Origin of the sequence: Streptomyces sp. NPDC007264, from assembly GCF_042869095.1 — a bacterium.
Classification (GTDB): Bacteria; Actinomycetota; Actinomycetes; order Streptomycetales; family Streptomycetaceae; genus Streptomyces.
The window spans coordinates 103,449-117,550 of record NZ_JBIAFD010000017.1 but is presented as its reverse complement, the minus strand read 5'-3'; the positions used below and the strand labels follow the sequence as shown (position 1 = coordinate 117,550).

Below are 14,102 nucleotides of genomic sequence, written 5' to 3'. Positions count from 1 at the left end.
CGTATCGGCCTTCCCCGCCCGCCCGTCTCGAAGGGCGGGCGGGCACCGTCCCCCCGGGGCGGGAGACACCACCCGCCTCCGGGCGGGGGCACCGTCCGCCTCCGGACGGAGGCGCTGTCCGCCCCGGGGCCGGGGGGATCACGGCGACGGCAGCTCCGGGGGCTGCTTCGCCGGGCGCTCCTCCAGCGCGGCCAGCGCGATGCGCACCGCCTCGTCCAACTGGACGTCACGCCCCGCCGCGTGGTCCTGCGGCGCCTGGACCACCTCGACGTCCGGGTCGACCCCGTGGTTCTCCACGCCCCACCCGTAACCCTCCAGCCAGAACGAGTACTTGGGCTGCGTCACCAGCGTCCCGTCGACCAGCCGGTAGCGGCTGTCGATCCCGATGACCCCGCCCCACGTCCGGGTGCCCACCACCGGCCCGATCCCGAGCGCCTTGACGGCCGCGTTCACGATGTCCCCGTCCGACCCCGAGAACTCGTCGGCGACCGCGACGACGGGCCCCCGGGGCGCGTCCTCGGGATAGCTGTAGGGCCGCATCCCGCGCGGCAGGTCCCAGCCCACGATCCGCCGGGCCAGCTTCTCCACGACCAGCTGGGAGGTGTGCCCGCCCCGGTTCTCCCGCACGTCCACGATCAGGCCCTCGCGGGCCACCTCGATCCGCAGGTCGCGGTGGAGCTGGGCCCACCCGGAGCCCACCATGTCCGGCACGTGCAGATAGCCGAGCCGGCCGCCGGACCTCTCGCGCACGTAGGCGCGCCGGTCGGCCACCCACGCGTGGTACCGCAACGGCTCCTCGTCCGCGATCGGGACGACGACGGCGTGCCGCGGCTCGCCCCCGCCCGCCGGCGAGATCGTCAGCTCCACCGGCTTGCCGGCCGTCCCGACCAGCAGCGGCCCCGGCCCGGTCACCGGGTCCACCGGCCGGCCGCCGACCGCGACGATCGCGTCTCCCGCCCGTACGGCCACGCCGGGCGCCGCCAGCGGTGCCTGCGCGTCGGGGTCGGAGGTCTCCGAGGGCAGCACGCGGTCGATGCGCCAGCTCCCGTCCGCGTGCCGGGACAGGTCGGCCCCGAGCAGCCCCTGCTGCCGGTCGCCGGCCCAGCTCCCGCCCGCGGGCGTCACATAGGCGTGCGAGGTGCCCAGTTCGCCCTGCACCTCCCACAGGAGGTCGACGAGGTCGTCGTGCGTGGCGACGCGCCCGAGCACGGGCCGGTAGCGGTCCAGTACGCCGTCCCAGTCGACCCCGCCCAGGTCGGGCCGCCAGAAGTTGTCGCGCATGAGGCGGCCGGTCTCCTCGTACATCTGCCGCCACTCGGCCGCCGGGTCGACGGTCTGCCGTACGCGCGACAGGTCCACGGTGATGTTGGCGTCGCTGTCGTCGTCGTTGGGGGCGCGCCGGTCGCTCGGTACGACCTTGAGCTTGCCGTCGGTCCACAGCAGCACCCGTTTGCCGTCGCCGGTGACCGAGAAGCGCTCGGCGTCCGCGCTGAGGTGCTCGAGGCGCTGCTGGACGAGGTCGTAGCGTTCCAGCTCGGTCCGGGGATCGGGATCGTCGGGCGTGGCGCGCGAGGCGCCCAGCACGCCGCGCACCGGATGCCGCAGCCACAGCACCCCGTCCTTGGCCGCCTGGAGCCCGGAGTAGCGCGCGGCCTCGACCGGGAACGGCACGATCCGGTCGGCGAGGCCCTCCAGGTCGATCCGGGTGGCGGGCGCGCCCTCGCTGCCGGGCGTCTCGTCCTTGTCGGGCGCCTCGAAGGGGCGGCCGTGCCGCTGCGGGCCGAAGGGGGAGGGGGTGGCCGCGGCGAGCGTGATCAGGTGCGGACGCGAGCCGCCCACGAAGGCCAGGTCGAAGACGTGCTCGTCGTAGACGGGGTCGAACGAGCGCGCCGAGAGGAACGCCAGGTGCTTGCCGTCCAGCGTGAAGGCGGGCGCGTAGTCGCGGAAGCGGAGCGGTGTCGCCTCCGTCACCGACAGGTCGGCCGTGTTGGCGAGCTTGAGCTGCCGCAGCGGGCGCGGGCCGGGGTGCGACCAGGCCAGCCACGCCGAGTCCGGCGCGAACACCAGCCCGCTGACCTCGCCGTCCTCGCTGCGGTCGACCTCGCGCACCTCACCGCTGTCCCGCTCGACGAGCAGTACCCGCCCGTCGTGCGCGGCGACCGCGACCCGGCTGCCGTCGGGAGCCACCGCGAGTCCGAGCACACGGCCGAGCTGCCCGGCCGCGAGCCGCCGTGGGACGGCGCCGGGCGCGAGGCCGGTGGCGGGCGCGAACTCCAGCGCGTCGTCGCCCTCCGCGTCCGTGACCCACACCACCCACTCCTCACCGTCCGTGCGGAAGGTGCGCGGCAGACGGGTCCGCACACCGTGCTCGGCGGCGAGCGCGCGGGCGGGTCCCGAGCGGTGGGTGACCCAGTGGACGGCGCCCCGCACCGCGACGGCGCTGCCGCGCCCGGTGTGGTCGGGCGAGGCGGAGCCGAACCAGCGGGCCGCGCCGACGGGGTACGGCTGGAGGTCGACGCGCTGCCCGCCGAGCCGGACGTCGAGCCGTCGGGGCTCGGCCCCGTCCAGGTCGTCCAGGAGCCAGAGTTCGCCGGCGGACGCGTACACGACCCGGGTGCCGTCGGTGGCGGCGTGCCGGGCGTAGAAGCCGCCCAGGGGCGTGTGCCGCCGCAGGTCCGACCCGTCGGCCGAGGACGAGTACAGCGCCCCCACACCCTCGTGGTCGCTGAGGAAGGCGACGCGCTCCCCGACCCAGGACGGGTACTCGATGTTGCCGTCGAGGTCCTCGTGCAGCCGCACGAACTCCCCCTCGCCGGCCCGGTCGATCCACAGCTTGCCTGCCGTGCCGCCCCGGTAGCGTTTCCAGTGCGCCGCCTCGCGGCCCATGGTCGCGGACAGCAGCACCGTGCCCGGCCCGTGGGCGACGCCGCCGACGGGCCCGTACGGCAGGGTGGTCGCCGCCCCGCCGTCGAGCGGCACCGCGCGCGCCCAGGTGCGGCGCAGCGACGCCTGGCCGACCGTGCTGAGGGCGAGCACCCGTCCCTCGGGGGTCCAGCCGCGCACCTGGGTCTTCACGCTGCCCCAGTGGGTCAGCCGCCGGCTGGGGCCACCGTCGACCGGGGCGATGTGCACCTCGGGGGCGCCGTCGCGGGTGGACGTCCAGGCGACGGTCGTGCCGTCCGGGGATATCCGGGGGTGGTTGACGGGGACGTTGTCGGCGCTGACGCGCCAGGCGCGGCCGCCGTCGACCGGGGCGACCCACACGTCGTCCTCGGCGGTGAAGGCGAGCAACTCGCCGTGCAGGTGCGGGAACCGGAGATACGCGGGCGATGCGGACTGAGTCACCAGATCACCCTAAGCAGCGAGCGTCGTCCCTGACAGGGGTTTGCGCTGTTGCCTGCGTCCCATGCCCCCGTCACTTGCCCTGGACCGGCCAGCAGGTCGGATCGCCCTGGCACCAGATCGTCTTCGTCACGGTGACGGTGGGCCCGGGGCCCCCGGGCGGCGTGTACCCCGGAGTGCTGGGCGCGTTGCAGTTGCCGAGGCCGCTCACGTGGAACACCTCCTTGCCGCCCACGGTGGCCCTGAGGTCCCCGCGGACGCACCTGCCGTCGACGGCCCGGGTGATCCTGCCCTTGACGGTGATGTCCTTGTCGTCGCCCGTCTGCCCCTGGCAGTCGACGCGGACGACGGTGGTCTCACCCGGCGCGGGCGTGCCGCCGGACGTGGCGGCCTTGCCGCCGTTGCCGTAGTCGCCCGTGCAGCTGAGCCAGCGCACGTCCACGTGCTGCCGCCGCAGTTGACCGGTCGCGGTCTGGTCGGTCGTGTACGCCACCGACGCGGAGCTCAGGTCGCCGGGCTGGCACGCCACGGCTCCGCCCACGGCGACGGCCACGAGCCCGGTCACGACCGCGAGCCGCCGTTGCTTCGGCCGCCAAATCCGCCTCAATGCCCCCATGGACGGCAGCCTGCCACTCTCCCGCCCGTGACGGTAGAGCGCATACGGCCACCCGCTCGCCCCGACCGGGCGAGCGCTGTCTGTGCGGGGAACAGCCCCTGGTTCCCCGCGTCACCCGTGGGTGTCCGCGGATCAGGACCAGCGGCCGGTGCGGCCGAGCAGCAGCGCGGCCGCCGCGGTGCCCGCGGTCGACGTACGCAGGACGGTGCGCCCCAGCCGGAACGCCCTCGCCCCCGCCTCCCCGAAAAGCGCCAGCTCCTCCGGGGAGACGCCCCCTTCGGGCCCCACGACCAGCACGACCCGGCCCTCGGTGGGAAGGTCCGCGGTGGCCAGGGGCTCCTCGCCGCTCTCGTGCAGGACGGCGGCGAAATCCGCTGTGGCCAGAAGTGCCGCAACCTGGCGGGTGGTTGCCGCGTCCGCGACCTCCGGGAAGCGCACCCGGCGGGACTGCTTGCCCGCCTCGCGGGCGGTGGCCCGCCACTTGCCGAGCGCCTTCAGACCGCGCTCGCCCTTCCACTGCGTGATGCACCGGGAGGCCGACCACGGGACGATCGCGTCGACACCGACCTCGGTCATGGTCTCCACGGCCAACTCCCCCCGGTCGCCCTTGGGCAGGGCCTGGACGACGGTGATCCGGGGGGACTCCTCCGGCTCCTCGGCGACGGAGGTCATGTGGACGATCAGCCGGTCCTTGCCCTCGGTGCCGATCACGTCGCACACCGCGTAGCGCCCGGCGCCGTCGGTGAGGACGACCTCCTCGCCGGGCTGGAGCCGCTTCACCGAGACGGCGTGCCGCCCCTCGGGACCGTCGAGCACGAACTCCGGTCCGGTGACGTCGAATCGCTCGACCACGAACACCGGGGCGGTCATCGGGACGCACCTCTCGTCGACAACGCTGTCAGCGCCGCTCCTGCCTCCGTCACCAGCACCTCCACCAGTTGCCCGGCGGGCAACTCGCGCGCCAGGCGATGGCCCTGGCCGGCCCACAGCGCCATGCCCTGCGCGTCGCCGCTCTTGGCGGCCGCCTTGCGCAGCGGCGAGGTCAGATGGTGGACCTCCGGATAGGCGGCGGGCGCGTAGGGTCCGTGCTCGCGCATGAAGCGGTTGACCAGTGCGCGCGCCGGGCGCCCGGAGAACGCGCGCGTCAGCTCCGTCCGGACGAACAGGGGATCGGTCAGCGCCCGCTTGTGCAGGGGGTGAGCGCCGGACTCGGGCGTGGCGAGGAACGCGGTGCCGAGCTGGGCGGCGTCGGCACCCGCCGCGAGCACCGCGGCGATCTGGCTGCCGCGCATGATCCCGCCGGCCGCCACGAGCGGGATCCGCACGCTCTCGCGGACCTGGGCGACCAGCGAGAGCAGTCCGATGCCGCAGGGGTCGTTCTCGAGGAGGTCGCGGTGGGTGCCCTGGTGGCCGCCGGCCTCGAGGCCCTGCACGATCACGGCGTCGGCGCCCGCCCGTTGCACGGTGAGGGCCTCGTCCACGGTGGTCGCGGTGACCAGGGTGAGGGTGCCCGCGCGGCGCAGCGAGTCCAGGACGTCCGGGGCGGGGACGCCGAAGTGGAAGGAGACCACCGGGACCGGGTTGTCGAGCAGGACGGCGAGCTTGGCGTCGTAGCCGTCGTCCCGCCCGCTGTCCGGGTCGCCCAGTTCCGTCTCGTACCAGGCCGCCTCGCCGGCGAGCTGGTTGGCGTAGACCTCGACGGCGGCGGCAGAGGGCAGCGCGGCGGCAGCCGCTCCCGCGGAGCCGGTGCCTGCGCCGGGGTCGGGCTGCGGCATGAACAGGTTCACGCCGAAGGGGGCGCCGGTGAGGCCGCGGAGCTGCTTGATCTCCTGGTACATGCCGTCGGCGGTCTTGTACCCGGCGGCGAGGAACCCCAGGCCCCCCGCCTCCGACACGGCGGCGGCGAGCTGCGGCACGGAGACGCCGCCCGCCATGGGGGCCTGCACGATCGGATGGCGGAGGAGATCGGTCAGCGCGGTGGACATGACCGCATGGTGTCACGTCCGCCGAAGAGGTCCGAATCCAGCCTTCCTCTGGCATATGCCCGCGGAATGGGCACCGGGTCAGGGCACTGGAGGCACGACGAGACCCACCACAATCCGGCCTGCCGCCCCACCCTCACCGCCCGCCACCACCAGCCCGTCCGGCGCTTGAGCACAAGACCACCCGGGCCCACCACCAGCCCGTCCGGCGTTGGAGGACAAGGCCGTTCAGGCCGGAGCGGGGGCCTGGGGGCGGCAGCCCCCAGACATCCCGGTGACGCAGGGCACCACGTCACCGCCCGTTGAACGCATCCTTCAGCCGCGAGAACAGCCCCTGCTGCCCCGGCTGGAACTGCCCCTGCGGCCGCTCCTCGCCCCGCAGCTTGGCCAGCTCGCGCAGCAGCCGCTCCTGCTCCGGGTCCATCTTCGTCGGGGTCTGCACCTCGACGTGCACGACCAGGTCGCCCCGGCCGCCGCCGCGCAGGTGCGTGACGCCGCGTCCGTGCAGCGGGATCGACTGCCCGGACTGCGTGCCGGGGCGGATGTCGACGTCTTCCAGGCCGTCGAGCGTCTCCAGCGGCACCTTCGTGCCGAGCGCCGCGGCGGTCATCGGGATGGTGACCGTGCAGTGCAGGTCGTCGCCACGGCGCTGGAAGGTCGAGTGCGGCAGCTCGTGGATCTCGACGTACAGGTCGCCGGCGGGGCCGCCGCCGGGGCCGACCTCGCCCTCGCCCGCGAGCTGGATCCGCGTGCCGTTGTCGACACCGGCGGGGATCTTGACGGTGAGCGTCCTGCGGGAGCGCACCCGGCCGTCGCCCGCGCACTCCGGGCACGGGTTCGGCACGATGGTGCCGAACCCCTGGCACTGCGGGCACGGCCGCGACGTCATGACCTGGCCGAGGAAGGACCGGGTGACCTGCGAGACCTCACCGCGGCCCCGGCACATGTCGCAGGTCTGGGCGCTCGTCCCGGGCGCCGCCCCCTCGCCGTTGCAGGTGTTGCAGACGACGGCCGTGTCGACCTGGATGTCCTTGGTCGTGCCGAAGGCCGCCTCGTCGAGATCGACCTCGAGCCGGATCATCGCGTCCTGGCCGCGGCGGGTGCGCGAGCGCGGACCGCGCTGCGACGCCGTGCCGAAGAACGCGTCCATGATGTCGGAGAAGTTTCCGAAGCCGCCCGCACCGAAGCCGCCGGCACCCCCGCCGCCCGCCTGGGACAGCGGGTCGCCGCCGAGGTCGTAGACCTGCTTCTTCTGCGGGTCCGAGAGCACCTCGTAGGCGGCGTTGATCTCCTTGAACCGCTCCTGCGTCTTCGGATCGGGGTTGACGTCCGGGTGCAGCTCGCGGGCGAGCCGGCGGAACGCCTTCTTGATCTCATCCTGTGACGCGTCGCGGCGTACGCCGAGTACGGCGTAGTAGTCCGTGGCCACTTACGACTCCGCCAGGATCTGTCCGACGTACCGTGCCACCGCTCGTACCGCTCCCATCGTTCCCGGGTAATCCATGCGGGTCGGTCCGACCACGCCGAGTTTCGCTACTGCCTCGCCGCCCGAACCGTAGCCGACGGAGACGATGGACGTGGAGTTGAGTCCCTCGTACGCGTTCTCATGGCCGATACGCACCATCATGGCCGGATCCTTCGCCTCGCCCAACAGCTTGAGGAGGACGACCTGCTCCTCCAGCGCCTCCAGGACGGGGCGGATGGTGAGCGGGAAGTCGTGCGCGAAACGGGTGAGATTGGCGGTGCCGCCGATCATCAGCCGCTCCTCGGTCTCCTCCACGAGCGTCTCCAGGAGGGTGGACAGCACCGTCGAGACCGCGCCGCGGTCCTCCGGCTCCTCGAACGCCTCGGGCAGGTCCTGCACGAGCTGCGGGACGTCCGCGAAACGGCGGCCCGCCACCCGACTGTTGAGCCGCGCCCTCAGGTCGGCGAGGGACGTCTCCCCGAACGGCGCGGGGCAGTCGATCATCCGCTGCTCCACCCGGCCGGTGTCCGTGATCAGAACCAGCATCACGCGCGCGGGCGCCATGGACAGCAGCTCCACGTGCCGCACGGTCGAGCGCGTCAGCGACGGGTACTGCACGACGGCGACCTGCCGGGTGAGCTGCGCGAGCAGGCGTACCGTGCGCGCCACCACGTCGTCGAGGTCGACCGCGCACTCCAGGAAGTTCTGGATCGCGCGGCGCTCCGGCGGACTCATCGGCTTGACGGCCGCGAGCTTGTCGACGAAGAGGCGGTAGCCCTTGTCCGTGGGGATGCGTCCGGCGCTGGTGTGCGGCTGGGCGATGTACCCCTCCTCCTCCAGCGCGGCCATGTCGTTGCGGACGGTGGCCGGGGAGACGCCGAGATTGTGCCGCTCGGTGAGCGCCTTGGACCCCACCGGCTCCTCGGTGCCCACGTAGTCCTGGACGATGGCGCGCAGCACTTCGAGCCTGCGTTCACTGAGCATCGCGCGCACCTCCAGCGATCTTCCCTGCGCTTCCCCTGGCACTCTGCGTATACGAGTGCCAGCATCCCGGGGCCCAGTGTACGGCGGTCGGGTACGCACCCGGCAAGGGAGAGCCCGGCTGTCGTGCCGACGTGTACCGACCTGTCCCGGGCTGTCCTGCCAGGCCGGGGGCCTGCCGATAGCGTCGCGGTATGACGGTGCTGTGGGAAGGGTCCGGGTGGGAGCCGCTCGGTCCGAGCTCGGGGCGGCGGCGGCTTCCGGTCTGGGACTGCACGGCCGGGCTCGTGGTCGGCGAGCACGGGGCGCTCCTCGTGGACGCGGGGTCGAGCCTCGGCGAGGGCGCGCGGTTGCGCGCGCAGACGCGGCGGCTGCTCGCGCCGCTCGGCGGGGACCGGCGTGTGACGCATCTCGCGCTCACCCATCCCCACTTCGACCATGTCCTCGGGGCGGCGGCGTTCGCGGGCGCGGAGGTGTTCGGGGCGGCGGGCGTCGACGCGGTGCTTCTGCGCGGCCGTGACGAACTGGTCGCGGACGCCGTGCGCCACGGCCTGGACCCGGAGGCGGCGGCCGAGGCCGCGGACGTGCTGGTGCGTCCGCGCCACCATGTGTCGGGCGAGCGGACGCTGGACCTGGGCGGGGTGCAGGTCCTGCTGGCCGACGTGGGCCCCGGCCACACCGCCCACGACCTGGTGGTCCTCGTCCCCGGCGACCCGGAGGTGGTGTTCTGCGGGGACCTGGTGGAGGAGTCGGGTGAGCCGCAGGCCGGCCCGGACGCGGTCCCCTCGCACTGGCCGGCGGCCCTGGACCGGCTGCTGGAGCTGGGCGGGGAGGACGCGCGATACGTGCCGGGGCACGGCGCGGTCGTGGACGCGGAGTTCGTCCGGTCCCAGCGGGCCGAACTGGCCGCCCGTTTCGGCGTGTCGTAGGCGCTCGCCGCACCGTCCGGCCCCGGCTTCTCCTATCGTCGTCCGAATGCGCAGTTACTCGCCGGACCTGACCCCGCCGTGGAAGAAGCCGAGTCCCGTGCCGGAGGTCCCGGCGGATCCCGGGCTGGTGGTGGAGGAGCCGCGCACCGGCTTCTGCGGCGCGGTGATCCGCTGCGAGGCGGGCACCGTGACGTTGGAGGACCGCTTCGGCAAGCACCGGGTGTTCCCCCTGGAGCCGCGGGGGTTCCTCCTGGAGGGCAGGGTGGTGACGCTGGTGCGCCCGAAGGCTCCTGTGCGGCGCCCCACCCGTACGGCGTCGGGCTCGGTGGCCGTGCCGGGGGCACGGGCGAGGGTGGCCCGGGCCGGCCGCATCTACGTCGAGGGCCGTCACGACGCGGAGCTGGTCGAGAAGGTGTGGGGCGACGACCTGCGCATCGAGGGCGTCGTGGTGGAGTACCTGGAGGGCGTCGACGACCTGCCGTCGATCGTGGCGTCCTTCGCCCCCGGCCCCGACGCCCGCCTCGGCGTCCTGGTGGACCACCTGGTCCCCGGCTCGAAGGAGTGGCGCATCGCGGAGTCGGTGACGAGCGGGCACGCCCTGGTGGTCGGACACCCCTACATCGACATCTGGCAGGCGGTGAAGCCGTCGTCCCTGGGCATCCGTGAGTGGCCGGCCGTCCCGCGCGGGCAGGACTGGAAGAAGGGGGTGTGCCGGGCGCTGGGCTGGCCGGAGAACACCGGCGAGGCGTGGCAGCGGATCCTTGCGCGGGTGCGGTCCTTCAAGGATCTGGAGCCGGAGTTGCTGGGGCGGGTGGAGGAACTGATCGACTTCGTCACGGCCAACGGTGGGGCCTGACGTTGTCGTACGTGGCGAATTCGCTGGTATCCAGCTGGATACCGAGAGGCTCCAATGGCGTGAGATCGCCGAACTTGGTGATCCGCTGGCACCGGTAATCCGCGTCCTCTCCGTGGCCCGTCGGCTCGGTAAGCAGTACGCACTGGCCCATGACGGGGTCGATGATGAGGTAGGCAGGGATTTTTGCAGCTGCATAGATGGAACGCTTGACCCCGTAATCTCGGTCCACGCTTGTCTTGGAGACCACCTCCACGAGCAAGGTGATGACCTCGGACGGCATCAACCTTCCTTGACCGGGCCCGGCACCGCGCTCCACCACCACAAGGTCAGGCTGCGGCTCACTGGTCTCTTCAAGGATGGCGATGTCCTGTGTCTGGAGTCGCCGCCAGTGCCGCCGGGGGATCTGGTCCTGGACCGCCTCCACGATGTCGTTGTGGGCCACGTCTGGCCCCGCCATCATCACAATTACCCCCCGGAGGAGTTCGACTTTGAAGCCGTCGGGAACCTCAAGGTTCTCGAAGATCTTCACGATGCCGGTGGTCATCGGTCGGTCGTCCACAGCGGTCATCTCCGCAGCCCTCCGGTTTCCGCCACCGTGCGATTACGGCAGCAGCCTACGAATCAGGTTAGGGACCGAACCGGCGTTCCGCACCGATTCACCCGCCGGAGTGATCAGTCCACCAGGTCCCGCACCACCGCGTCCGCCAGCAGCCGCCCCCGCAGCGTCAGAACGGCCCGCCCCTCCCCGTACGGCCCCTCCTCCAGCAGCCCCTCCGCCAGCGCCCGCCGGGAAGCCGCCAGCCCCTCCTCTCGCAGCAGAGTCAGCGGCACCCCCTCCCGCAGCCGCAGTTCCAGCAGGACGCGCTCCACCCGGCGGTCCTCGTCCCTCAGGACCTCCCGCCCGGCCCCGGGGGAACGGCCCTCCGCCAGGGCCGCCCCGTACGCCGCCGGATGCTTCACGTTCCACCAGCGCACGCCGCCGATGTGCGAGTGCGCTCCGGGGCCCGCGCCCCACCAGTCGGCGCCGCGCCAGTACAGCTCGTTGTGCAGGCAGCGGCCGGACTCCGACACGGCCCAGTTCGAGACCTCGTACCACTCGTAGCCCGCCGCCGACAGCACCTCCTCCGCGATCAGGTACCGGTCCGCGTGCACGTCGTCGTCCGTCATGGGGATCTCGCCCCGGCGGATGCGACGCGCCAGCTGCGTGCCCTCCTCCACGATCAGCGCGTACGCCGAGACATGGTCGGGCCGCGCCCCCAGCGCCGCCTCCAGCGACGCCCGCCAGTCGTCGTCCGACTCCCCCGGCGTCCCGTAGATCAGGTCCAGGTTCACATGCTCGAAGCCCGCCGCCCGCGCCTCGGCCACGCACGCCTCGGGGCGGCCCGGGGTGTGGGTGCGGTCCAGGATCCTCAGGACGTGCGGGCGGGCGCTCTGCATGCCGAGGGAGATCCGTGTGAAGCCGCCCTCCCGGAGGGCCGCCAGATACTCCGGACCGACCGACTCCGGGTTGGCCTCCGTCGTCACCTCCGCATCGGCGGCGAGGCCGAACTCGTCCCGGATCGCCCCCAGCATCCGTACGAGGTCGTCCGCCGCCAGCAGCGTCGGCGTGCCGCCCCCGACGAACACCGTGCGCACCTCGCGCGGGTCGTCGCCCAGCACCTTGCGGGCCAGGCGGATCTCGTCGATCAGGGTCGCCGCGTAGGTGTCCCGCGAGGCGAGGACGCCCCCGGTGCCCCGCAGCTCCGTCGCCGTGTACGTGTTGAAGTCGCAGTAGCCGCAGCGCGTGGCGCAGTACGGCACGTGGAGGTAGAACCCGAGAGGGCGCCCGGCGGCCCCGGCGAGCGCGTGCGCGGGCAGTGCGCCGTCGTCGGGGACGGGTTCGCCGTCGGGGAGTGCGGAGGGCATGCCCTCCATTGTCCCGTACCACCGGGCGTCCTCATTCCGCCTGGAGCACCAGCAGCGCCAGATCGTCCTCCGGCGGATTCCCGCCGAACTCGTGCACCAGCCTCCTGATCCGCTCCGCGATCAGCTGGGCGGTCAGTCCGGCGCAGCCGGCGAGCGCCGCGGCGAGCCCGTCCCCGTCGTCGAACTGGCGCGATCCGCTGCGCCGCTCCGTCACCCCGTCCGTGACGCACAGCAGCGTGTCGGCGGGGCGCAGCTCGAAGGTCTCGCACGTGTACGTCACGTCCTCGACGACTCCGAGCAGGGTCTGCGGCTGCGCCACGGGCCGTACGCCGCCGTCCGGCCCCAGCAGCAGCGGCAGCGGATGCCCGGCCGCGGCCAGCGTGCACCGGACCCCGCCGTCGAAGGGCACCAGCTCGCCGTAGAGGAGCGAGAGGAAGCGGGCGTGCGGGCCGTCGTCGACGACCGGCACGGGGGCGCCCGCCGCCACCAGCGCCCGTGCCGCCGCGTCCGAGGCTTCCGTCGCGTCGTCCAGCAGGAGCTGGTTGAGTCGGTCCAGGACGTCCGGGACGTCGTACCCCTCGCGGGCCAGCAGCCGCAGCCAGGGCCGGGCGAGCCCGATCACGACGGCCGCCTCGGGGCCCTTGCCCTGGACGTCGCCGAGGGCGAAGCACCATCGGCCGTTCCCCGCCGGGAACAGGTCGTAGAAGTCGCCGCTGGGACCGCCCTTGTCGCGCGGTTCGTGGACGAGCGCGCTGCGCACGCCGGGGATCTCGGCGACCGCCCCGGGCAGCAGCCCGCGTTGCAGCACCCGGCTGATGGTGGCCTGACGCGCGTACTGCCGGGCGGCCCCGATGGCCAGCGCCACCCGGCGGCTGAGGTCCTCGACGAGGCCGGTGATCTCGTCCGGGAAGCGCGGCAGCCCCGCCCGGCCGATGACGAGCGTGCCGAGCGGCCGGCCGCCGGCGATCAGCCGGTAGGCGAGCGCCGCCCCGGTCGCGCCCCGCGGGCCCAGCGCCTCGGCGGGCCAGGGCACCGGCACCGCGCGGGAGCGCACCGCTTCGGGCAGCCGGGGCGGATCCTTCTCGAGGGCCCGGCGCAGTTCCTCGATCCGGTTCTCGCTGCCGTGCCAGACGCGGGCGAGCCGCGACCCGGGGGCGACTGCCGCCTCGGGTCCGCGCCAGCCGGTCGCCTCGTCCTCCAGCCACACCGCGCACCAGTCGGCCAGCCGCGGCACGAGCAGCTGCCCGGTGAGCGCCGCCACCAGGTCCTCGTCGAGCTGCCCGGCGAGCAGGTCGGACGCCTCGGCGAGGAAGGACAGGGCGCCGCGGCCCCGCCAGTCCCGGTCGGGGGCGCCGCGCCCCGGGTCGGGGTACGCGAGGAGGTCGGGCCCGACGCCGTCGGCCGTGCCCGGCTCCCACTCCAGGGCGCCCTCGCCGGCGTACGCCTCGATCTCCTCCTCGGCGTCCAGGGTGCCGTCCAGGGGCAGGCGTGCCCAGACGGTCTTGGCACCGGTGCGGTAGGTGATCCCCCAGGCCGTGGCGAGCGTGGAGACGAGCCGCAGGCCGCGCCCGTACTCGGGGACTCCGTAGGGGTGTCCGGCGCTGTCGTCCCCCACGACGCGCGAGGGGTGACGGTCGGAGACCTCGACGACGAGTCCGGCCGGCTCGTCCCGGGGGTCCTCCAGCCGGCAGACCAGGTCGATGTCCGTGCCCGCGTGCACGACGGCGTTGGTGACGAGTTCGCTGACGACGACCAGCGCCTCGTCGCCCAGCCGCGCGGTGACGGTGCCGGGCTCGGCGAGCCCCTCCCATTCGGTGAGGGCGGCGCGCAGGAACCGGCGGGCGGCGCCGGGCGCGAGCGGGCCTCCGGGCAGCGTGGTGCGGGCCGACGCCCACAGCCCCGCGCCGTCGTGCGCCGACGCGTCGGGGGCACGGGACACGGTCTCGCGCTGCGTCGGAACGGCCCTCATGGACAACCCCCCGGTGTGGTCGGACGAATGCGCCTCTGGCGATGCGGACAGGGTGAC

The 14,102-nt window shown here is 73.7% G+C and carries 11 protein-coding genes; 2 read left to right on the top strand and 9 right to left on the bottom strand.

Annotation, left to right across the window (positions count from 1 at the left end; genetic code table 11):
- Window positions 1-138: 138 nt before the first annotated feature.
- The 6 genes from ACFYMU_RS26300 to hrcA form a co-directional block, all read right to left on the bottom strand.
- On the bottom strand, window positions 139-3,345 hold the full coding sequence (locus tag ACFYMU_RS26300) for a S41 family peptidase (protein ID WP_388377847.1): 3,207 nt from the start codon (window positions 3,343-3,345) through the stop codon (window positions 139-141).
- A gap of 70 nt (window positions 3,346-3,415) precedes the next feature.
- Entirely contained in the window at window positions 3,416-3,958 is a 543-nt protein-coding gene (locus ACFYMU_RS26295; protein ID WP_388377844.1) for a hypothetical protein, read from the bottom strand.
- 132 nt (window positions 3,959-4,090) lie between these two features.
- The gene (locus tag ACFYMU_RS26290; RefSeq protein WP_388377842.1) at window positions 4,091-4,828 is read right to left on the bottom strand and encodes a 16S rRNA (uracil(1498)-N(3))-methyltransferase; all 738 of its coding nucleotides are present in this window, start codon (window positions 4,826-4,828) and stop codon (window positions 4,091-4,093) included.
- A complete protein-coding gene (locus ACFYMU_RS26285) occupies window positions 4,825-5,943 on the bottom strand; it encodes a nitronate monooxygenase (RefSeq protein WP_388377840.1) in 1,119 nt (372 codons plus the stop codon). The genes ACFYMU_RS26290 and ACFYMU_RS26285 overlap by 4 nt, the downstream gene beginning before the upstream one ends.
- Before the next feature lie 289 nt (window positions 5,944-6,232).
- Complete coding sequence (gene dnaJ, locus ACFYMU_RS26280; RefSeq protein ID WP_388377838.1) at window positions 6,233-7,369, bottom strand: molecular chaperone DnaJ; 1,137 nt, start codon at window positions 7,367-7,369, stop codon at window positions 6,233-6,235.
- Window positions 7,370-8,389 carry a heat-inducible transcriptional repressor HrcA gene (gene hrcA / locus ACFYMU_RS26275; protein ID WP_388377836.1) on the bottom strand — a complete coding sequence of 340 codons (1,020 nt, stop codon included), beginning with the start codon at window positions 8,387-8,389 and terminating at the stop codon, window positions 7,370-7,372. It lies immediately after the preceding gene.
- A 191-nt stretch (window positions 8,390-8,580) separates the two neighbouring features.
- Between hrcA and ACFYMU_RS26270 the strand changes: the two genes are divergently transcribed.
- Both ACFYMU_RS26270 and ACFYMU_RS26265 read left to right on the top strand, forming a co-directional pair.
- Window positions 8,581-9,315 (top strand): MBL fold metallo-hydrolase, encoded by a 735-nt coding sequence (locus ACFYMU_RS26270; RefSeq protein WP_388377834.1) that lies wholly within the window; start codon window positions 8,581-8,583, stop codon window positions 9,313-9,315.
- Window positions 9,316-9,361: 46 nt separating this feature from the next.
- On the top strand, window positions 9,362-10,171 hold the full coding sequence (locus ACFYMU_RS26265; protein WP_388377832.1) for a DUF3097 domain-containing protein: 810 nt from the start codon (window positions 9,362-9,364) through the stop codon (window positions 10,169-10,171).
- On the opposite strand, the gene ACFYMU_RS26260 is transcribed toward ACFYMU_RS26265, so the two are convergent.
- From ACFYMU_RS26260 to ACFYMU_RS26250, 3 genes are all read right to left on the bottom strand, one after another.
- Window positions 10,149-10,739, bottom strand: a complete 591-nt coding sequence (locus ACFYMU_RS26260; RefSeq protein WP_388377830.1) for a Uma2 family endonuclease — start codon at window positions 10,737-10,739, stop codon at window positions 10,149-10,151. The two genes, ACFYMU_RS26265 and ACFYMU_RS26260, sit on opposite strands and share 23 nt — an antisense overlap.
- Window positions 10,740-10,843: 104 nt before the next feature.
- Window positions 10,844-12,076: a radical SAM family heme chaperone HemW gene (gene hemW, locus ACFYMU_RS26255; protein ID WP_388377827.1), complete on the bottom strand. Its 1,233-nt coding sequence runs from the start codon at window positions 12,074-12,076 to the stop codon at window positions 10,844-10,846.
- A gap of 31 nt (window positions 12,077-12,107) precedes the next feature.
- Window positions 12,108-14,045, bottom strand: coding sequence for a SpoIIE family protein phosphatase (locus ACFYMU_RS26250; protein WP_388377824.1), 1,938 nt, complete (start codon window positions 14,043-14,045; stop codon window positions 12,108-12,110).
- Window positions 14,046-14,102 lie beyond the last annotated feature (57 nt).